We start from the raw sequence: 19373 nt of genomic DNA, 5'->3' as shown, positions 1-19373 counted from the left end.
GCCGTAGCGGCGCGGGTCTGGGGCGACCGCGGGTGCGTCGTGGTTGCTCGCGCAGTTCCCCGCGCCCCTGACGGGGCCCGGCCCCCGTAGAATCGCTGGGTGAACGACCTGAACTCCCCGGCCGATACCCTGCGCGGCGCCCTCGCCGGGCTGCTCGACGGGATGCCGCCCACGCAGGCCTCGCAGGCCGTGGCGCGGCTGATCGAGAACTACCGGGGGCGGACCCCGACCGACGCCCCGATCCTGCGGGACCGCGCGGACGTCGCCGCATACGCGGCCTACCGCATGCCCGCGACCTTCGAGGCGGTCCGCTCCGCGCTGGGCGCGCTCGCGGACGCGGCGCCCGAGGGGTGGGCGCCGGGCAGCCAGGTCGACGTGGGCGGCGGAACCGGCGCGGCGGTCTGGGCGGCCGCGGCGACCTGGGAGGGCGAGCGCCCGGTCACGGTCCTCGACTGGGCGGAGCCCGCCCTCACGCTGGGACGTGAACTGGCGGCCGCCGCGCCGCAGTTGAACTCCACGCGGTGGCAGCGGGAACGTATCGGCGCCTCGCTCGCCGTCGACGCCGCCGACCTCGTCACCGTCTCGTACGTCCTCAAGGAGCTGACGGAGGCCGACCGGCGCTCGGTCGTCGACGCGGCGGCCGACGCGGCCACGCAGGCCGTCGTCATCGTCGAGCCGGGCACCCCCGACGGCTACACCCGCGTCCTTCAGGCACGCGACCAGCTGATCGCGGCGGGCTTCCGGATCGCCGCGCCCTGCCCGCACAGCGCGGCCTGCCCCATCGAGCCCGGCAAGGACTGGTGCCACTTCTCGGCGCGCGTCAGCCGGTCGTCCCTGCACCGCCAGGTCAAGGGCGGCTCACTGGCGTACGAGGACGAGAAGTTCAGCTATGTCGCGGCGACCCGCTTCGAGCCGGCCCTGCCGCGGGACCGGGTGGTGCGCCGGCCCCAGATCCGCAAGGGCCAGGTGCTCCTCGACCTGTGCGGGGCCGAGGAGCAGCTGCGCGGGCAGACCGTGACCAAGCGCCACGGCGCGCTCTACCGCGCGGCGCGCGACGCGGACTGGGGCGACGCGTGGCCGCCCCGGTCCGCGTCCGGGGAGTGACTCAGGCGCCCCAGGTGCCCTGGTCGACGGAGCAGTTCCAGCCGTTGCCGCGCACGCTGAACTTCACCTTGTACGACCTGGTGTTCAGCAGGTGCGTGCGCACCTTGACGCCGAGCTTGGCCTTGCCCGCGAGGCTCTTGTCGTAGACGGTGACGGTCTTCGACGTCTTGCGGGTGACCTTGCCGCCCTTCGGCGTGGCCTTGCCGAAGCGGATGTTCTTGACGTTGGTCACCGTGAAGCTGACCTTCTTGAAACTCTTGGTGCTCTTGTTCTTCAGCCCGAAGTACAGGCCCCCGTTGGTCACCCAGCCGTTCCGGTCGATCTGGAAACGGGAGGTGTAGACGATGTCGATCGGGCAGCCGGAGCTCCGCGGAGCGGCGCTCGGAGCGGCCGACGCGGCTCGCGGCGTCGGCTTCGGCGACGCGGACGCGGCCCCCGCCGTGCCGAGCTGAGCGGCGGTGAGTGCCCCTGCGGTGGCCAGGACTGCGACGGACGTGCGCATGCGGTTCACTGCGCTGATACCTCTTCTTCCCCCTGGGCCCGGGTGGGCCCACTGTTCGGTTGTCGTGGTGCGACGCAAGGGAGCCGTCTGTGGTTCCCGTGCGCCCGTATTGGTACCACGAGGACCATCGGTAAGTAGAGTTGACGCGCTTCTTACAAGCTTCTTAAGTGAGGTGACTATTCACATCCCTATGACAACCAAGATCAGCTCCCCCGGCCACGCCCGCAGGCGGTCGGAGAGCCGTTTCCTCGCCCTCTCCGTCGCCCTGGCCCTCGCCGCGGCCGGAGCCACCACCTACGCCTTCACCGCCGGGGCCGAGCCCCCGCACGGCAAGCAGGTCGAACTGGCCGTCACCGGCGGCACGGCCGTCGTAGACACCGCCTCGCTCGCCGTACGCGCCCACACCCGCGACGGCCGCGACGTCACCCTCTCCGACGCCTCCGGCACCGACCTCGGCCGACCGGGCCCGGTCACGCGCACCGGCAAGGGGCGGGCCCGCTGGAGCTACCCCGAGCGCGGCATCGACGTCACCGCCCGCACCGACCACGGCCGCCTCTCACTGAGCCTGAAGGCGCACCGCGACACCTCCGTCAGCTGGCCCGTCACCGGCACCGACACCACCGCCTCGTCCCTCCAACTCCCGCGTGGGGAAGGGGTGGACATCCCCGTCAAGGACGCCTTCTGGACCACCGGCAAGGGCGCGCTCGCGGGCAGCACCGTCGACGTCGGCGCCGATCTGACCCTGCCGCTGTGGGGCTACTCCCTCGGCAGGCGCACCGGCGTCAGCTATCTCACCCCCACCGACATCGGCACCACCCTCGGCTTCACCGCGCCCGGAGGCCGGCTGCGCGCCACCGCCGAGCACGCCTTCGACGGCGGCGAAGGCACCCGCGACTACTCCGTCACCTTCGCCCTGACCGACGGCGACCCGGTCGCGCCCGCCGCCGACTACCGCTCCTACCTCGCCGAGCGCGGCCGGCTCGGCAGCCTGAAGCGGAAGATCGCGAAGAACCCCGCCACCGGCCGCCTCCTCGGCGCCTTCCACGCCTACACCTGGGGCGACGCCCGCAAGGCCCCTGCCGTCGAACAGCTCCGCAAGCTCGGCGTCGACCGGATGTGGCTCGGCTACGACGGGGAGCCGTACCCGGACAAGGCGGCGGTGGGCGCCGCGAAGAAGGCCGGGTACCTCGTCGGCCCCTACGACTCCTTCGCCAACGGCCAGGACCCGAAGACCGCCGACGCCCCGAACGCCGTCTGGCCGGGCACCGTCTACCCGGACTTCTGCGTACGGGACGCCAAGGGCGGCCCCGAGACCGGTTTCGGCGGGCGCGGCTGCTACCTCAGCTCGCAGGCCTTCGAACAGGCGGAGAAGAAGCACCACTACCTCGCCGACCGCACCCGCGCGATGGTCGCCAACGGCGCCGACAGCTACTTCCTCGACGTCGACGCCACCGGCGAACTCTTCCACGACCACGGCAAGGGCCACCGGATGACCAAGGCCGAGGACCGCGCGAACCGCCTCGCGCGGATGCGGCGCATCGCGGACCGGGGCCTCGTCCTCGGCTCGGAGACCGCGCAGGCGTGGGCGAACAAGGTGCTCGCCTTCGACCACGGCGGGGCGACACCGGTCGCCGACGGCATGTGGAAGCTCCAGAAGGACCGCGAGAAGTGGGGCGGCTACTACCCGGAGAACGCCCCGGGTGTCTTCTTCAAGCCGGTCGACCTCCCCGCCGATCTGGCGAAGGCGATGTACGACCCCCGCTACCGCGTCCCGCTCTACGAGACCGCGCTGCACGGCTCCCTCGTCAACACCGAACGCTGGGAACTCTCGTACGAGAAGCTGCCCGCGCAGAAGACCACCCGCGCCCTGCTCGCGATGCTCTACAACACCCCCCTCAACTACGTCCTCGACGGCCCCTCGCTGAAGAAGCACGGCGCCGAACTCGCCGCGCTCCAGAAGTACTTCTCGCCCCTGCACAAGGCGGCCGGCACCGAACAGCTCGCGTCCTTCCGGCAGTTGACGAAGGACCGCACCGTCCAGCGCACGGTCTTCGGCAAGGGCACGCTGAAGGTGACGGCCAACTTCGGGGACAAGGCGTACGAGGGACTGCCGGGCGGCTGCGTCGACGCCCGCCTCAAGGGCGACGACGCGCCGCGCCGGCTCTGCCCGGCGGACCTCCACAAGGACTAGCCGGCCCAACTGGCTAGCCCCGCAGCTCCTGCGTGCAGCACTTCACGCTGCCGCCGCCCTTGAGCAGCTCGCTCAGGTCCATCCCGATGGGCTCGTAGCCGCGCGCCCTCAGCGGCTCGAAGAGGCCCAACGCGGCCTGGGGGAGCAGCACATGGAGCCCGTCGGAGACGGCGTTGAGCCCGAGCGCCTCGGCGTCGGGCTCCTCGGCGATCACCGCGTCGGGGAACAGGCCGCGCAGGACCGCCCGGCTGCCGGGTGAGAAGGCGGGCGGGTAGTACATGACGTCGTCCGCCGCGTCGTCCAGGACGGCGAGCGCGGTGTCCAGGTGGTAGTAGCGGGGGTCGATGAGGTCGAGCCCGATCACCGGGCGGCCGAAGAACTCCTGCGCCTCGCCGTGCGAGAGCGGGCTGGCCCGGAAGCCGCGCCCGGCCAGGACGTAGGAGGAGGTGACGGCGAAGTCGCCCTCGCCCTCGTTGATGTGGGCGGGTTCATGGATCTCGGTGAAGCCGTGCGCGCGGAACCACTCCAGGTGGGCCGCCGCCTCGCCCTCGCGCTCGCGGTAGGCGAAGCGCGCGCCGAGCACCCGCCCCTCGACGACGGTCGCGCCGTTCGCCGCGTAGACCATGTCGGGCAGTTCGCGGCGGGGGGTCAGCTCCTCGACGGTGTGGCCGAGCGAGCGGTAGCGGTCACGCAGGTCTTCCCACTGGGCGACGGCGAGCGGGACGTCGACGGGCTTGGCGGGATCCATCCAGGGGTTGATGGAGTACGTGACCTTGAAGTGTGCCGGTGGGCACATCAGATAGCGCCGGGGTGTGGCGCGCCGAGGAGAGCGAGGAAAACGGGACAACGAAGGCTCCTCACGTACCGCAGGGTCAGATGCTGCCCCGGGTGGGTCAGCTGCTGCCCATGGTGGAGCAGTCGCCGTCCCCCGTGGGGCAGGTTGCCGCGGGAGCCGCCTGCACTCGGCGACTTTGAGCGAGACGCCACGTGCCGTCAAGACGGTACGTCTCGGTTCGGTCGCTGCTACATTCGACGGCATGGCCCAGAAGACCGCCCCTGACTCCACGCGCCGCAGCGAACGCTCGCGCCGCGCGATCTACGACGCCGCCCTCGCCCTCGTCGGCGAGGTCGGCTACGCCAAGCTGACGATCGAGGCCATCGCGGCCCGCGCCGGCGTCGGCAAGCAGACGATCTACCGCTGGTGGCCGTCCAAGGGCGCCGTGCTGCTCGACGCCTTCCTCGACCTCGGCGAGCAGGCGGCCGAGGCCGCGAACGAACAGGCGGGCGAGGGTGTTACCCAGACCGAGATCACGAATTCGGGGGACCTGGAGGCCGACCTCAAGTTCGTGATGCGGGCCACCGTCGACGAGTTCAACGACCCCAAGTACGACGCCCCCTACCGCGCCCTCGCCGCCGAGGGTCTGCTCAACCCCGACCTGGGCGCGGAGTTCGTGGAGAAGCTCCTCGAACCGCAGCTCCAGCTCTTCGTGAAGCGGGTCCGCCAGGCCCAGGACGCGGGGCACGTCCGCCCCGACGTCGACCCCCGCGTCGCCCTGGAGCTGTGGGCCGGCCCGCTCGCCCAGCGCTGGCTGATGCGCTCGGGCCCCCTCACCCACGACTACGTGGACAAGCTCGTCGAGTACGCGCTCCACGGCATCACCCCGCGCCCCTAGGCGTACGCGACAGCAGTCCCGGAGCGTCCGTGATGACGCCGTTGCAGCCGAGCCGCAGCACCCGGTCGCGCTGCCGCGGCGTGGTCACCGTGTGCGCCCACACCCGCGGGACGCCCGAGTTCACCGCGCGCAGCAGATCGCTGTCGCGCGCCTTGTAGTCCACGTCCAGGACGTCCACGTACGCGGCCCAGCGCTCGGGCCGGTCGGTGCGCATCTGCGCCTTGGAGCGCCACAGCTGCGTGAGCATGCCCAGCTCGTGGGCGCGGCGCGCGATGTCGGGCCGGTTGGAGTTCACGAAGACCGAGCGGGTCAGACGGCGGACGCGGATCATCTCGGCGAGCTTCGTGACGCTCGATGGGTCCTTGGCCTCCAGTATCAGCATGATCCGTCCGCCGAACCGGTCAAGGACCTCCTCGACCGTCGGCGGCCGCTCCGGGCGCCACCGGCCGGGCACGGAGGTGTCGGGCCGCAGCAGGACGCGGTGCCACTCGTGCCGGTCGAGCAGCCGCACCGGGCCCGCCGCGTACGTGGTGCGGTCCAGCGTCCGGTCGTGCATGACCACCAGCGTGCCGTCGCGCAGTATCCGCGTATCGAAGTCGATGACCTGGGCGGTGCCGCGCTCGTACGCCGCCAGGAGCCCCGCCATGCTGTTCTCCGGCACCTCCAGGGCGCCGCCGCGGTGCGCGGTGTAGACGACGCGCGGCAGCGCGTCCAGGGTCAGGGGGTCGCGGCCCCACTCGATCGGGCCGAGAAAGCCGTACGGCGCCGTGAGGGTCAGCGCCGTGAGGCCTGTCAGCGCAGTCCTAATGGCCATGGCGACACCGTAGGGGGGTAAGGGACAGACCACCACTTAGGGGGAAATGAGGAGCAATGTCCCCCAGTGGTCGGCATCACCCCGGCCACCCCGGATGTGGGCTCCGGCCCCCCGAGGCGCAGGATGGTGGGACCATGGGTCAAGCGTTTCGGCACAACGGCGAGGTGAGGGGCTAGATGGGCGCGGAGTTCGGCAGCCGGTCCGGCGGGCAGGGCAGGATTTCCCAGTGGCTTCGACGTCGTCCCAAGGACACCGCGGCCGATGACCGGGCCCGCGAGGACCTGCTGACCGCCGCCGCGGGCGCCGGGCTGCCGCTCGCCCCGGCCGCGTATCCCTCGGGGTACCGATGTTCCTGCGACCGCATCGGCTGCCCCACCCCCGCCCGCCACCCCGTCTCCTTCGCCTGGCAGACGCAGTCCACGACCGACCGTGGCCAGATCGAGCGCTGGGCCCGCCACCAGCCGCAGGCGAACTTCATCACCGCGACCGGCATGGTCCACGACGTCCTGGACGTGCCCATGGACGCCGGGCGCGAGGCCCTGCGGCGGCTGCTCGCGGCCGGCATCGACGTCGGCCCCGTCGCCGAGTCCGGCGACGACCGGATGCTCTTCTACACCGCCACCCGGGGCACCCCCGAGGACGAGGACGAGTGGTGGCCCTGCGAGCTGGACTGCCACCCCGAGACGATGGACGAGCACCCGGGCCTGCGCTGGCACTGCCGCGGCTCCTACGTCCTGGTGCCGCCCGCCAAGCTCCCCGGTGACCTGGACGTGCGCTGGGTGCGCGGCCCCGAGCATCCGCTGCCGGACCCGCTGACACTCCTGGAGACCCTCACCGACGAATGCGCCCGGGTCGCGGGGGAGCCCCACCACGACATCGCCGCCTGGCCGTCGCGGGGCTAGCGCACCCCTAGTCGTCGCCCTTGGCTCCCGTGAGCCCCTGGATGCGGCCCAGGAAGGCGACCTTGTCGCCGCCGGACTTCGCCGGGTCGAGGACCACCTGGTTCGAGACGCGTTCCAGCGTCACCGACTGCTTCGTGTCGCCCTTCAGGAGTGCCTTCACGTCCGGGTCGAGGTTGAGGTCGATCCCCTTGGCGGCCGTCTGCTTCTCGTAGTGGTGCGTGGCGAAGAAGACCATCGCCCCGCCGTCCCGCGTCCGCAGCCCCACGGGCGCGAACGTGCCGGAGTTCTGCGGATAGTCCAGGTACTGCACGCCCACACCGAGCCGCTTGGTGTTCCGGTCGCGCAGCGCCTTCCACTTCGTGGTGTGGTCACCCGGCGCGAACGCGTCGCCGCCCGACTTCAGGAACGCCGTGTACGTCCTGCCCAGATCCTTGGGCGCCACGGCCAGATCCGCCGCGCCGGCCTCGACGGGCACCGCCCAGCCGTCCTTGTCCTTCTTCAGCTCGGGCACCTTGCCGGGCGCCACCAGGTTCAGATAGGAGGCCTCCCACGACTGGTCGGGGCCGCCCTTGGTGAAGACCCAGAGCCAGCGCGTGTCGACGCCGACCTTCCGGTTCGCCTTGGTGTCGGCGACGAACCAGCGCGGCCAGCCGGCCTTCCTGGGTATCGCGTACGTCACGTCCGTGAGCTCCAGCGGCGTCGCCCTCGGGTTGCCGCCCGGGTGCTGGATCTGCCGTGACCTCAGGCCCGCCTGGTTGATGGCGCCGAGCGGGCCGGTGACCCGGGCGGCGTCCGCGGCCGGGTCGTACGTCTTCTCCGCCTTGTTGTACGCGGCCAGGAAGTCCTTCAGTGCCTTGGCCGCCTCGGCCTCCGTCGCCGCGGGGACGACCTCCCGCTCGCCGTGCACCGTCACGCAACCGGCCGTCGTCATCGACAAGGCGGCCACCGCTGCCGCCGCCGCGACCGGACGGCTGAGACCGGGAAGCCTGCGCACCTTACTCATGGGGTCCCTTCACCTACGCCCTTACCGGGCCCGAACCCTACCGGGGCCTCTCACGGCGTCGTCGGCGGCCTTCGCGGACCTCGCCGGGGCGAAGAAGAACACCAGCGTCGGGACCAGGTACAGCAGCCAGACGACGACCTGGACGACCGTCGGGTCCGGCTGGAAGTTGAAGACGCCCTTCAGGAGCGTGCCGTACCAGCTGTCCGGCGGGATCGTCGCGCTGATGTCGAACGCCTTGTCCCGCAGACCGCCGACGAACTCCGCCTCCTGGAGGTCGTGCACGCCGTACGCGAGGACGCCCGCCGCCACGACGACCAGCATCGCGCCGGTCCAGGTGAAGAACCTCGCTAGGTTGATGCGGACCGCGCCCTTGTAGAACAGCCAGCCCAGGGCGACCGCGGTGAGCAGTCCCAGGACCACGCCGGCCAGCGGACCGTGCGAGCCGTCGTTCGACGCCCGTACCGAGGCCCAGACGAACAGCGCGGTCTCCAGGCCCTCGCGCCCCACCGCGAGGAACGCGGTGGCGACGAGCGCGGCCGTGCCCATCTGGAGGGCCGCGTCCAGCTTGCCGTGCAGCTCCGCCTTCAAGTGCCGCGCGGTGCGCCGCATCCAGAAGACCATCCACGTCACCAGGCCCACGGCGACGATCGACAGCGAGCCGCCGAGCGCCTCCTGTGCCTGGAACGTCAGCTCCTGCGAGCCGAACGTCAGCGCGCAGCCGAAGCCGAGCGCCAGCGCCACCGCGACGCCGATGCCGATCCACAGGGGCGCCAGCGCGTCCCGCCGCTCCGTCTTCACCAGGTACGCGATGAGGATGCAGACGACCAGGCTGGCCTCCAGGCCCTCGCGCAGGCCGATCAGATAGTTGCCGAACATCGGCTACGCCTCCCCGGTGAACAGGCCCCTGCCCCACCAGTCGTCCTTGTCGCGGACGCCCGGCGGGACCGCGAAGACCGCGGAACCCACATGCTGGATGTATTCGTTGAGCGCGTCGGAGCGCGCCAGACTTCGCTGGACCGGGATGAAACCGGTGCGCACGTCCCGCTGGTAGGCGAGGAAGAAGAGACCGGCGTCTAGGCGGCCGAGACCGTCGGTGCCGTCCGTGAAGGAGTAGCCGCGGCGCAGGATCGTCGCCCCGCCGTTGGCGTCGGGGTGCGCGAGCCGCACGTGCGCGTCGGGCTTCATCGCCTTCAGGAACGGCTCGTCGTGCTCCTTGGCCTTCCCGACCGGGGCGCCCTCGCCCTTGTCGCGCCCGAACACGTCCTCCTGCTCGCCGAGCGAAGTGCGGTCCCACGTCTCGACGTTCATACGGATGCGGCGCGCCACCAGGTAGGAGCCGCCCGCCATCCAGCCCGGCCCGTCCTTCGCGCCGACCCACACGTGCTGGGCGAGCGCCGCGCCGTCCTGCCCGGAGACGTTGCGCGTGCCGTCCTTGAAACCGAAGAGGTTACGAGGGGTCTGCGCGTCCGGCGTCGTCGACGAGGTCTTGCCGAAGCCGAGCTGCGACCAGCGCACGGCGACCTTGCCGAAGCCGATGCGGGCGAGGTTGCGGATGGCGTGCACCGCGACCTGCGGGTCGTCCGCGCAGGCCTGCACACACAGGTCGCCACCGCCGCGGGCCTTGTCGAGGTTGTCACCGGGGAACTTCGGCAGCTCCACCAGGGCCTCGGGGCGCCTGCCGGACAGGTCGAACCTCTCGAAGAGGGAAGGCCCGAAGCCGATCGTCAGTGTCAGCCGCGACGGCTTGAGACCGAGCGCCTCACCGGTGTCGTCCGGCGGCGCCTCGGCGAGCCCGCCGTGCGCGCCCTCGCCGACCGTGTGCCCCGCCGTCATCCGCACGGCGGCCTCCGTCCAGTCCTTGAGGAGCTGGACGAACTCCTCGCGGTCGTCCGTCTTCACGTCGAACGCCGCGAAGTGCAGCCGGTCCTGCACGGCGGTCGCGATGCCGGCCTGGTGCGCGCCGTGGAACGGCACGGCGGCCCCCGCGTCCCCGGCGGGCGCCACCTCGTCGCCGGAGCGGGTCATCGCCACCGCGCCGCCGGCCGCCGCCGCGCCGAGCGCGAGCCCGGCACCGCCCCAGCCGAGCAGCGAACGCCGGGACGGCGGACGGGCGTTGTCGTCGTCTGCCATCGTTCCCCCTTGCCGCTACTTGGCCGTCACGACGGCCGCGGCGAGCTTCGACAGCGGCTCCGCGAGCGCGTTCACACCGTCGGACAGCACCTTCTGGTCCGCCTTGCCGACCTTGTCGTACGACGTGAACTCGTAGGAGTCCTCGCCGCCCTCGCGGTACTTCTCCAGGTGCTCGTGCAGGGCCGCGAACTGCTTGTCGAGCTCCTTGGTGAGCTTCGGGTCGTTCTCGGCGGCGACGGGCTTCAGCAGCTCGTACGACTTCTCGGCGCCCTCGACGTTGGCCTTGAAGTCGACCAGGTCGGTGTGGGAGTAGCGCTCCTCCTCGCCGGTGACCTTGCCGGTGGCGACCTCGTCGAGCAGCTCCTTGGCGCCGTTGGCCATGGACGTCGGGGTGATCACGGCCTTGCCGACCCGGTTCTGCCAGTCCTTGAGGTCCTTGTCGAGAAGGGTGGCGAGCTCCTTCTCCCGCTTGCCGATCTTCTTGTCCTTCCACAGGGCCCGCTCCAGACGGTGCCAGCCCGTCCAGTCCTTCTCCTCGTCCTGACCGCTCTCCAGGCCGTCCTCGCGGACGTCGACCTTCGGGTCGATGTCACCGAAGGACTCGGCGACCGGCTCGGTGCGCTCCCAGCCGATGCGGGAGTCGGCGTACGCCTTCTTCGCGGCCTCCAGGTCGCCCTCGCGCACGGCGTCGGTGAAGGTCTTCGTCTTGGGCAGCGTCTCGTCGGCCTGCGCCTGGACGTAGGCGCGGTAGGCGGCGACGGCCTTGTCCAGGCGCGGGTCGCGCTTCGCGGTCCTGTCGCCGCCGGTGACCGTGACCTTCTGGCGGATGCCGTCGCCCTTCATGCCGGGCTTGCAGGCGATCTCGTACGAACCGGCCTTCACCTCGGCGGTGAGCTTCTGCTTCGTGCCCGGGCCGATGTTCTCGCGCTCGCTGACGATGCGGTCGTCGGGGAAGAGGATGTAGACCTCGGTGACCTTGGAACCCTTGTTCTCGATGGCCAGCTCGACGTGCCCGGCGGTCAGCTCCTTCTTGGAGACCTCGCACGTGTCGTCGGTGGCGGTCACGCTCACGCTGTTCGCGCCGCCGCCCTTGGCGTCGCTCTTCTCCGTGCAGCCCGTGACGGCGGTCAGGGCCGCCGCGGTGGCGACAGCGGTGACGACGGACAGGCGGGCAGGTCGCACGGGTCGCATAGAGGGCTCCAAGACGGGTCGCTGACGGGCATCGAACCCCACACAGCCCGGTGAGGCGGACCTAACTTAACCGACCCTTACCTCGGCGATACCCGCCCGTTCCGTGATTCAGCTCTCAAGCGGGGCCACCGCTCACGGACCGATCACGGGCGGCTGATGGACCGCCCATGACCGGGTAAAGCACCGGTCAAGCAGGGGTGTGCGGCACAGGCGCGCCCCTGAGCGGAGTGACCACAGGCGCTCCGGTACGCGGATGCGGGAAGACCTCCACCGGCTGCCGGTACACCTCCGAAAGGAGACCCTCCTCGAACACGTCGCCGGGCGCTCCCTCCGCCGCGAGGGCCCCGCCCCGCAGCACCGCGACCCGGTCCGCGTACGCCGCCGCGAGGCCCAGGTCGTGCAGGACCACCACGACCGCGTCACCGGCGGCGGCCCGCTCCCGGCAGATCCGCAGGACCAGCTCCTGGTGGCGCAGGTCGAGCGCGGCCGTCGGCTCGTCGAGCAGCAGCAGCGGGGCACGCTGGGCGAGGACGCGGGCCAGCGCGACCCGGGCCCGCTCGCCACCGCTGAGCGCCGAGAAGGGACGTACGGCGAACCCGCTCACCTCGGTGGCCGCCATCGACTCGCGCACCACCCGGTCGTCGTCGTCCGCGAGGCGCGTCCCCGCCCAGGGCGCCCGGCCCATCCGTACGACGTCCTCGACCGGGAAGGGGAAGGACAGCGCCGCGGACTGCGGCAACACCGCCCGGCGCAGGGCGAGGTCGGGCGCCGGCCAGTCGCCCGCCGGGCGCCCGCAGACGCGTACGACGCCCGCGTCGGCCGGCAGATCCGCGGCGAGCGCCGCCAGCAGCGTCGACTTCCCCGCTCCGTTCGGGCCGACCAGGGCCAGCACCTCGCCCGCGCGGGCCGCCACCGACACCCCCGCGAGGGCCTCCCGCCCGCCGAGCCGCACCCGCAGCTCCTCGGCCTCGGCGAGCACGTCACCGGCGGCGCTCGGCCCCGGCACCACCCGCTCACGCCCCGCGAAAAGCCTCCTGCCCACCCGCCCGATCACGTTCACGCCCAACCACCTTGCCTACGACGGGTCCTGCGCAGCAGCCAGAAGAAGAACGGGCTGCCGAAGAGAGCGGTGAGCACACCCAGCGGCAGCTCGGCGGGCGCGGCCACCGTACGCGCGGCCAGGTCGGCCGCGACCAGCACCAGCGCCCCGCCGAGCGCGCTGCCGGGCACCAGGAAGCGGTGCCCGGGCCCCGCGGCCATCCGCAGCAGATGCGGCACGAGAAGACCTACGAAAGTGATGATCCCGGCGACGGCCACGGCGGCCGCCGTCAGCAGCGCCACCACGAGGACGAGCACCAGCCGCAGCCGCTCCACGTCCACGCCCAGATGCCGGGCGGGCCGCTCACCGAGGGCGAGCAGATCCAACTTCCGTGCGTGGAAGGGGGCGACGGCCAGGCCCAGCAGCGCGCACGGCAGCACCGCGAGCACCTTCGGCCAGGTCGCCCCCGCGAGCGAACCCAGCTGCCAGAAGGTGATCTGGCTGATCTGCGCGTTGTCCGCGAAGAAGACGCACAGGCCGATGAGCGCCCCCGCGAAGGCGTTCACCGCGATGCCGGTGAGGATCAGCGTGACGACTTCCGTACGGCCCCCCTCGCGCGACATCACGTACACGAGAAGGACGGTCACGAGCCCGGCGACGAACGCGCAGACGGTGATGGTCCAGTTCCCGAAGAAGCTCAGACCGAGCGCGATGGAGGCGACCGCGCCGACCGCCGCGCCCGAGGAGATCCCGATGACGCCGGGCTCGGCGAGCGGGTTGCCGAACACGCCCTGCATCAGCGCGCCCGCGCACCCCAGCGAGGCGCCGACGAGGAGCGCGAGCACCACGCGCGGCAGCCGCACGTTCCACAGCACGCTCTCGCCGACCCGGTCCAGCGCGGACCCGCCGAGCCCCATGCGGTGCTGGACGGAGGAGACGACATCCCCGAGGGGAATGTCGTACGCGCCGATGCCTGCGGAGAGGAGGCAGAGGAGGGCGAGTGCGGCGAGGAGCCCGGCGGTCAGGGGGAGGGTGGTGCCGGGGCGGCGCGGGGCCGCTCCGTCCGGGGTCTCGGGGGCGATCCGGCCGGCGGACTTGGTCATCAGGCTCACTTGGCGTCCCCGTGCGTCTCCCCGTACAACTGCTCCACCAGGGACTTCAGGACCTGGTCGGTGCGCGGCCCGTAGTTGAGGAGCACGCCGTCGTCGACCGAGACGACGCGGCGGTCCAGGCCGGCCGGGGTCTCGGCGACGCCCGGGACCTTCAGGAGCCCGTCGACGCCGTCCACCGACTCCAGGCCCTTCGTCATCACGAGGATCGCGTCGGGCGCGGCCTTGGCGAGCGCCTCGCTGGTGATCGCCGTGAAGTCCTTCTTCAGCCCCGACTCCTTGCCCGCGTCGACCGCGCCCGCCGCCTCCAGGAGCGAACTTGCCCCCGACTCACGGCCGCCGAGCAGATAGACGGAGGCCGAGCCGCGCAGATAGAGGAAGGCGACCCGCAGCTTCTTCTTCCGGGCCCCGGCGGGGATGTCGGCGCGGACGGCGGCGATCCGCCGCTCCGTACGCTCCGTCAGCTCGGCGCCCGCCTTCCCGACGCCCAGGGTCTTGGCGACCGCCTCGATCCGCGGGCTCACGTCGCCGAGACCCTTCGCAGGGTCGAATACGACGAGGGGGACGCCCGCGTCACGGATCTGGTCGATGGCCTCGGCGGGGCCGGTGGTGGTGTCGGCGAGGACGACCGTCGGCCTGAGCGAGAGCACGCTCTCCGCCGAGACGTCGTGGGCGCGTGTCACCACCGGCAGCTTCTTCGCCTGCTCGAAGGTGGCGGTGATGTCGCGCGCGACGACGTTCTCGCCGAGCCCGAGGGTGAAGACGATCTCATTGAGGCTGCCGGTGAGCGGCACGATGCGGCTGGTGTCCTGCACGGTCACCTTGTGGCCGTCGGCCGAGGTGACCGTGGCGGGCAGCGTGGGGGACGCGCCGCCGTTCCGTGCGCTCTCCGGCCGACTCTTCAGTGGCTCGACCCGGTCGGGCGGGGCGGCCCGTGTCGTGGCCTTCTGCGGCCGTGCGTTCGTGTCGCCGTCCGATGTTCCGCATCCCGTGAGGCCGAGGGCGAGAACGGCGGCCCACGCGCCGGCGATACGGAGTGAGCGCGGCATACGCACCGAAATCCACCGTCCTGTCGTCCTGTTGGGTGATCTTAGTTTAGGTTAGCCTTACCTAACTGGCTAGCCCTGGAGGGGTCCCCCCATGCCGTCGTCACGCGCCACCGCCCACGTCGGAGCAGCGGCCATGCTCACCGCACTCGTCGGAGCACTGCTCCCGGCGGCCACCGCGCACGCCGATGACCGCACGGTCCAGGGCGGGCGGCTCGACTGGGGCATCAAGTCCTCCTTCCAGAGCTACGTCACCGGGCCCATCGCCCACGGCGCATCGACCCTGCGGGGCGGGGCCGCCACGGTCGGCGGCAGCCAGTTCCGCTTCCACTCGGCGAAGGGCTCGTACGACCCCGAGAGCGGGACGTTCAGCGCGGGCTTCTCCGGAGGCGTGCGGTTCACCGGACACAAGAAGGGCGGCTCGTACGAGCTCGACCTGACGATCAGCCGCCCCACGGTCAAGGTCTCCGGCGGCTCCGGCACGCTCTACGCCGACATGGTCAGCAAGGAGAAGGGCAGCGGCGAGGTCACCACGAAGGCGCAGGTGCCGCTGGCCTCGCTCAATGTCAGCGGCATCAACATGAAGGGCGGCGCCGGGCCCATCGCCCTCAACAACCTCCCCGCGACGCTCACTTCGCAGGGCGCCAGGGCCTTCGCCGGGTACTACACGGCGGGCACCGCGCTCGACCCGGTGAGCCTGTCGACGGACCTCGTCGGCAAGGGTACCCGGAAGGACCAGGGCACCCGGAAGGACAAGGGCACCCGGAAGGACAAGGCCGCTCGGCCGGGTGAGCGCGAGGAGTCCGGCGGCGGGAGAGAGGCGAAGGCGGGCCGCATCGAGGACGCCGCCGTCGACTGGGGCGTGCGGCGCACCTTCCGCGAGTACGTCACCGGATCCATCGCCAAGGGCGAGTGGAAACTGTCCGCCGGTGCCCAGGACGGGGGCGCGCTCTTCCGTTTCCCCCGGGGCAAGGGGACGTACGACGAGAAGAAGCGGACCCTCGCCGCGGACTTCGCGGGATCCGTCCGCTTCACCGGCGAGCACGGCCTCGACCTGACGCTCACCGGGATCGCCGTCGAGGTGCGGAACGGCAAGGGCACGCTCACGGCGGACGTCGACAGCAAGGGCGACCGCGGCACCACCCTGAAGAACGCCCCGCTGATCACCTTCCCCGCACGTGACATGAGGCCGGAGGACGGCCTCGTCTCCCTCACCGAGGTGCCGTCGAAGCTCACCGCCGACGGGGCCAAGGCGTTCGGCGGCATGTACAGGGCGGGCTCCGCCATGGACCCGCTCTCGCTCGCCGTCGCCCTCGACACCGACGCGAAGCTGCCCGCGCTGCCCGATCTCGGTTCGTCCGCGGAGCCGGACCCGAAGCAGGCGGGGTCCGCACAGCGCGGGACCGGGAACGCCGCGGACTCCTCCAACTCCTCCCGCTCTGCCAACTCCTCCGACTCCTCCGGCTCCACGTCGAACGCCGTGCCGATCGGTGTCGGCGCGGGTGTCGCGGTGCTGCTCGCCGCGGCGGTCGCCTTCGGAGTCGTACGCAAGAAGCGCGCGGCGAAGGACACCGCCAGCTCCACGTCCACCTCCACAAGCTCCTGACCGCTCGTCCCTCACCCCCCATCCCTCATCCCCAAGGAGAAGCCTGATCATGGCCGCCACCCGTCGTCCCACCACTCTCGCGGCAGCCGTCGCGACCGCCGTCGCACTCGGCGCGGGCGCCCTCACGCTGCCGGCGGTCGCCGCCGACACCGGCAAGGCCGCCCCGCCGAAGCTGGAGCTCAAGGACGGCACGCTGCAGTGGGGCTTGAAGGAGTCCTTCCGCAAGTACGTCGTGGGCATGGCCCACGGCAGGATCGAGGCCAAGGACGGCGCCCAGCAGGCCGCGGACAACGGGGTGTTCACGTTCTCCGACGGCAAGGGGACATACGACACCGGCACACACGCCACCGACACCGCCTTCAAGGGCAGCGTCCGCTTCACCTCCACGGCCCACCGCTTCGACATCGGCGTCACCGACGTGAAGGTCCGCACCGAGGGCAACGCCGGCGCCATCCGGGCCGACGTCACGCTCAACGGCGCCGTCCAGAACGACATCGACCTCGCCGCCCTCGACCTGACCGGGATCAGGCCCGGCCAGGGGGAGGGCGGCGCGATGGCGTTCAAGGACATCCCGGCGACGCTCACGGCGGACGGCGCCAAGGCGTTCAACGGCATGTACAAGGAAGGCGACAAGCTCGACCCGGCCACGCTCACGGTGAAGGCGGGCGCGCCGCTCCCCGGGGAGCCGACGGACAAGCCGACCGACAAGCCCACGGACAAGCCGACCCAGAAGCCGACCCAGAAGCCCGACGCGACCCCGAAGCCGACCGACACCCCCACTCGTGAGCCCGGCACGGAGCGGCCCGCGGGCGACGTCGTCGACGGCACCCTCTCCTGGGGCCTGAAGAAGACCTTCCGCACCTACATCTCCAGCGGCGGCAAGGTGACCGTCGCGGGCGGCGCCAAGAAGGTCTCCGGCGGCTATACGTTCCCCCACACCAAGGCGGACGTGGACTCCGACGCCAAGAAGATCGACGCGTCCTTCGGAGGCAGCGTCCGCTTCGCGTACAAGGCGCACGGCATCGACATGAGGTTCAGCGACTTCAAGGTGCGGGCGAACGGCTCCAAGGGCACCCTGATCGTCGACGTCACCACGCCCAAGGGCACCAACAACGACGTGAAGTTCGCGACGCTCGACCTCTCCAGGGCCTCGTACGGGGCGAAGGGCGATGTCGTACGGCTCGACAAGGTCCCCGCGGTCTTCACGGCGGCCGGCGCGAAGCAGTTCGCCAACGGCGCCGTCGGCTCCATCTACAAGCCGGGCCAGAAGCTCGACCCGGTGACGGTCGCCCTCTCCTTCTCCGAGGGCGCCGGACTCTCGACCGACGGCGGCCGGAACGGCGACGACGCGGACGGCGGCACCGGCACCACCGGTTCCGGCTCCGTGGGCGGAGGCTCGGTCGGCGGTTCGGCCGACGACGCCGGCTCACTGGCGGCCACCGGCTCCGACGTCCCCTCGGCCGCGCTGTTCGGCGCGGCGGGCGCGGCCATCGCGGCGGGCGCGGGCGCGGTGTACGTCGCGCGGCGCAGGCAGGGCGCCGAAGCGATCTGATGCTTCAATGCGGGAGTGACTGAACCACTCGCCGCTCCGGACGTACTCGACGTACTCGACGTACTGCGTGTTTTCTGCGGGCCCGACGGTCGGCACGGCAACGAGCTCGGTGTCGTGCGCGACGGGGCCCGCATGCGTGCCACGGAGGACCGCCAGGCGTTCGCGGGCAAACTCGGCTTCAGCGAGACGGTGTTCGTCGACGACCCCGAGCGGGGCGTCATCGACATCTACACCCCGACGCTGCGCCTGCCCTTCGCGGGCCACCCCTGCGTCGGCACGGCCTGGCTGCTCGATGTGCCCGAACTCGTCACGCGGGCGGGGGTGGCCGAGGCCCGCCAGGACGGCGAGTTCAGCTGGATCACGGCGCGCCCCGAGTGGGCGCCGCCGAGGACGCTGCGGAGGTACGGGACGGCGGCGGAGGTGGACGCGCTCGACGTGCCGCCTCCGGGGGAGTGGGTCTACGCCTGGGCGTGGGAGGACGAGGCCGCCGGGCGGGTCCGCGCGAGGGCCTTCCCCGGCCGGGACGACGGCATCGACGAGGACGAGGCGACGGGCGCGGCGGCGCTCCTGCTCACCCACGAACTGGGCAGGGCCCTCAACATCACGCAGGGCCGGGGCTCACAGATCCTGACGGCACCGGGCCCGGACGGCTCGATCGAGGTGGGCGGAAGGGTCCGCCTCGAACAGGGATCCAGCCCCTCCGGCGTTTGAGGAGCGGGAGTCCGTGCCCGCACCCTCGGCCCAGTCACGCGCTCAGCGGGAATTCCTGCCCGAGCTCCCGGAAGACCGCCGTATTCAAAGCGAAAGCGCGCTTGCATTCGTCCACGATCCGCTTCCTCTCCAGCTCGTCCGTGACGACCAGGTCGACCCCGTCGAGCAGCTCGCGGTAGCCGCGCTTGAACGCGGCCGGGTTGGAGATCCCCTCGAAGACGTAGAACCGCACGCCGTCACCCTTGCGCGCGAAGCCCCAGGTCTGCTCGGCCTTGCCACGGATGATCTGGCCGCCGGAGAGGTCGCCGAGGTAGCGGGTGTAGTGGTGGGCGACATAGCCGCCGGGCCAGGTGCGCGCGCACTCCTCGACCCGTGCCGCGTACGCCGCCGTGGCGGGCAGCGGCGTGAGTCCCTCGCGCCAGTCCGCGCCCCGCAGATGCGCGAGGTCGCGCTCCAGCTCGCTCACGCGCAGCAGCTCGGGCCGTATGAACGGCCCCGCGACGGGGTCGCCGCCGAGGGCCTCGGCCCCGTCCTCCAGGGCGCGGTACACGAACCACAGCTGTTCCGTGTAGCGCGCGTAGGCGTCGACGCCGAGCCTGCCGCCGAGCAGGTCGCTCATGAAGGTCGAGGTCTCGGCCTCGGTGTGCTGCTCGTGTGACGCGGTGCGGATGACTGTCGAGAACGGCGTGGACGAGGTGAGCGGCGTGAGCGGCGTGTCCATGAGGGACCTCCAGGGAGCCGGGGGGACGGGATGGCGGGAACCAGTGCGACCCGTGGGCAGATCATGGCAAGTTAGGCTT

General features: G+C 71.7%; 18 protein-coding genes. 7 read left to right on the top strand and 11 right to left on the bottom strand.

Annotated features, from left to right (window positions below; genetic code table 11):
- Nucleotides 1-162 precede the first annotated feature (162 nt).
- Nucleotides 163-1104 (top strand): small ribosomal subunit Rsm22 family protein, encoded by a 942-nt coding sequence (locus tag ACWDVB_RS12030; RefSeq protein WP_451514624.1) that lies wholly within the window; start codon nt 163-165, stop codon nt 1102-1104.
- Nucleotide 1105: 1 nt separating this feature from the next.
- Here the strand turns inward: ACWDVB_RS12030 and ACWDVB_RS12025 are convergent, their stop codons facing one another.
- The gene (locus tag ACWDVB_RS12025) at nt 1106-1606 is read right to left on the bottom strand and encodes a hypothetical protein (protein ID WP_451514540.1); all 501 of its coding nucleotides are present in this window, start codon (nt 1604-1606) and stop codon (nt 1106-1108) included.
- Between the two features lie 190 nt (nt 1607-1796).
- Between ACWDVB_RS12025 and ACWDVB_RS12020 the strand changes: the two genes are divergently transcribed.
- Nucleotides 1797-3797: a glycoside hydrolase gene (locus ACWDVB_RS12020; protein WP_451514539.1), complete on the top strand. Its 2001-nt coding sequence runs from the start codon at nt 1797-1799 to the stop codon at nt 3795-3797.
- Between the two features lie 13 nt (nt 3798-3810).
- Here the strand turns inward: ACWDVB_RS12020 and ddaH are convergent, their stop codons facing one another.
- Entirely contained in the window at nt 3811-4644 is an 834-nt protein-coding gene (gene ddaH / locus ACWDVB_RS12015; RefSeq protein WP_451514538.1) for a dimethylargininase, read from the bottom strand.
- Nucleotides 4645-4834: 190 nt separating this feature from the next.
- Between ddaH and ACWDVB_RS12010 the strand changes: the two genes are divergently transcribed.
- Entirely contained in the window at nt 4835-5470 is a 636-nt protein-coding gene (locus ACWDVB_RS12010) for a TetR/AcrR family transcriptional regulator (protein WP_451514537.1), read from the top strand.
- Here ACWDVB_RS12010 and ACWDVB_RS12005 read toward each other — a convergent pair.
- Nucleotides 5454-6284 carry a glycerophosphodiester phosphodiesterase gene (locus ACWDVB_RS12005; RefSeq protein ID WP_451514536.1) on the bottom strand — a complete coding sequence of 277 codons (831 nt, stop codon included), beginning with the start codon at nt 6282-6284 and terminating at the stop codon, nt 5454-5456. The two genes, ACWDVB_RS12010 and ACWDVB_RS12005, sit on opposite strands and share 17 nt — an antisense overlap.
- 176 nt (nt 6285-6460) lie before the next feature.
- On the opposite strand from ACWDVB_RS12005, the gene ACWDVB_RS12000 reads away from it, so the two are divergent.
- On the top strand, nt 6461-7186 hold the full coding sequence (locus tag ACWDVB_RS12000; protein WP_451514535.1) for a bifunctional DNA primase/polymerase: 726 nt from the start codon (nt 6461-6463) through the stop codon (nt 7184-7186).
- 7 nt (nt 7187-7193) lie between these two features.
- On the opposite strand, the gene ACWDVB_RS11995 is transcribed toward ACWDVB_RS12000, so the two are convergent.
- The 7 genes from ACWDVB_RS11995 to ACWDVB_RS11965 all read right to left on the bottom strand — a co-directional run bounded on the left by ACWDVB_RS11995 (nt 7194) and on the right by ACWDVB_RS11965 (nt 14707).
- Nucleotides 7194-8189, bottom strand: a complete 996-nt coding sequence (locus tag ACWDVB_RS11995; protein WP_451514534.1) for a hypothetical protein — start codon at nt 8187-8189, stop codon at nt 7194-7196.
- Nucleotides 8190-8210: 21 nt separating this feature from the next.
- Complete coding sequence (efeU, locus tag ACWDVB_RS11990) at nt 8211-9065, bottom strand: iron uptake transporter permease EfeU (protein WP_451514533.1); 855 nt, start codon at nt 9063-9065, stop codon at nt 8211-8213.
- A 3-nt stretch (nt 9066-9068) separates the two neighbouring features.
- Nucleotides 9069-10319: an iron uptake transporter deferrochelatase/peroxidase subunit gene (gene efeB, locus ACWDVB_RS11985; protein ID WP_451514532.1), complete on the bottom strand. Its 1251-nt coding sequence runs from the start codon at nt 10317-10319 to the stop codon at nt 9069-9071.
- Between the two features lie 15 nt (nt 10320-10334).
- Complete coding sequence (gene efeO / locus ACWDVB_RS11980; protein WP_451514623.1) at nt 10335-11501, bottom strand: iron uptake system protein EfeO; 1167 nt, start codon at nt 11499-11501, stop codon at nt 10335-10337.
- 196 nt (nt 11502-11697) lie between these two features.
- Entirely contained in the window at nt 11698-12570 is an 873-nt protein-coding gene (locus ACWDVB_RS11975; protein ID WP_451514531.1) for a heme ABC transporter ATP-binding protein, read from the bottom strand.
- On the bottom strand, nt 12567-13652 hold the full coding sequence (locus tag ACWDVB_RS11970) for a FecCD family ABC transporter permease (RefSeq protein WP_451514530.1): 1086 nt from the start codon (nt 13650-13652) through the stop codon (nt 12567-12569). Before ACWDVB_RS11970 ends, ACWDVB_RS11975 begins: the two co-directional genes overlap by 4 nt.
- Before the next feature lie 5 nt (nt 13653-13657).
- Nucleotides 13658-14707 carry a heme/hemin ABC transporter substrate-binding protein gene (locus ACWDVB_RS11965; RefSeq protein WP_451514529.1) on the bottom strand — a complete coding sequence of 350 codons (1050 nt, stop codon included), beginning with the start codon at nt 14705-14707 and terminating at the stop codon, nt 13658-13660.
- A 91-nt stretch (nt 14708-14798) separates the two neighbouring features.
- Between ACWDVB_RS11965 and ACWDVB_RS11960 the strand changes: the two genes are divergently transcribed.
- From ACWDVB_RS11960 to ACWDVB_RS11950, 3 genes are read left to right on the top strand one after another with little or no spacing between them, the layout of a single operon-like run.
- Entirely contained in the window at nt 14799-16310 is a 1512-nt protein-coding gene (locus ACWDVB_RS11960) for an HtaA domain-containing protein (protein WP_451514528.1), read from the top strand.
- 49 nt (nt 16311-16359) lie between these two features.
- On the top strand, nt 16360-17862 hold the full coding sequence (locus ACWDVB_RS11955; RefSeq protein WP_451514527.1) for an HtaA domain-containing protein: 1503 nt from the start codon (nt 16360-16362) through the stop codon (nt 17860-17862).
- 15 nt (nt 17863-17877) lie between these two features.
- Nucleotides 17878-18573, top strand: coding sequence for a PhzF family phenazine biosynthesis protein (locus tag ACWDVB_RS11950; protein WP_451514526.1), 696 nt, complete (start codon nt 17878-17880; stop codon nt 18571-18573).
- A gap of 34 nt (nt 18574-18607) precedes the next feature.
- Here ACWDVB_RS11950 and ACWDVB_RS11945 read toward each other — a convergent pair whose 3' ends face one another.
- The gene (locus ACWDVB_RS11945; RefSeq protein ID WP_451514525.1) at nt 18608-19294 is read right to left on the bottom strand and encodes a biliverdin-producing heme oxygenase; all 687 of its coding nucleotides are present in this window, start codon (nt 19292-19294) and stop codon (nt 18608-18610) included.
- Between the last annotated feature and the right edge of the window lie 79 nt (nt 19295-19373).

The organism is Streptomyces sp. NPDC003379 (assembly GCF_053589195.1).
The sequence above is the reverse complement of the archived record's forward strand: the minus strand, read 5'-3'. Positions and strand labels throughout refer to the sequence as shown.

Bases quoted from the DNA above. Each gene is read 5' to 3' on its own strand.
- ACWDVB_RS12000 (WP_451514535.1), top strand. From the start codon at position 6,461: ATGGGCGCGGAGTTCGGCAGCCGGTCCGGCGGGCAGGGCAGGATTTCC.
- ACWDVB_RS12020 (WP_451514539.1), top strand. From the start codon at position 1,797: ATGACAACCAAGATCAGCTCCCCCGGCCACGCCCGCAGGCGGTCGGAG.
- ACWDVB_RS11960 (WP_451514528.1), top strand. From the start codon at position 14,799: ATGCCGTCGTCACGCGCCACCGCCCACGTCGGAGCAGCGGCCATGCTC.
- efeB (WP_451514532.1), bottom strand. From the start codon at position 10,319: ATGGCAGACGACGACAACGCCCGTCCGCCGTCCCGGCGTTCGCTGCTC.
- ACWDVB_RS11965 (WP_451514529.1), bottom strand. From the start codon at position 14,707: ATGCCGCGCTCACTCCGTATCGCCGGCGCGTGGGCCGCCGTTCTCGCC.
- ACWDVB_RS12030 (WP_451514624.1), top strand. From the start codon at position 163: ATGCCGCCCACGCAGGCCTCGCAGGCCGTGGCGCGGCTGATCGAGAAC.
- ACWDVB_RS11955 (WP_451514527.1), top strand. From the start codon at position 16,360: ATGGCCGCCACCCGTCGTCCCACCACTCTCGCGGCAGCCGTCGCGACC.
- ACWDVB_RS11945 (WP_451514525.1), bottom strand. From the start codon at position 19,294: ATGGACACGCCGCTCACGCCGCTCACCTCGTCCACGCCGTTCTCGACA.
- ACWDVB_RS11995 (WP_451514534.1), bottom strand. From the start codon at position 8,189: ATGAGTAAGGTGCGCAGGCTTCCCGGTCTCAGCCGTCCGGTCGCGGCG.
- ACWDVB_RS12010 (WP_451514537.1), top strand. From the start codon at position 4,835: ATGGCCCAGAAGACCGCCCCTGACTCCACGCGCCGCAGCGAACGCTCG.
- ACWDVB_RS12005 (WP_451514536.1), bottom strand. From the start codon at position 6,284: ATGGCCATTAGGACTGCGCTGACAGGCCTCACGGCGCTGACCCTCACG.
- ACWDVB_RS12025 (WP_451514540.1), bottom strand. From the start codon at position 1,606: ATGCGCACGTCCGTCGCAGTCCTGGCCACCGCAGGGGCACTCACCGCC.
- efeU (WP_451514533.1), bottom strand. From the start codon at position 9,065: ATGTTCGGCAACTATCTGATCGGCCTGCGCGAGGGCCTGGAGGCCAGC.
- ACWDVB_RS11970 (WP_451514530.1), bottom strand. From the start codon at position 13,652: ATGACCAAGTCCGCCGGCCGGATCGCCCCCGAGACCCCGGACGGAGCG.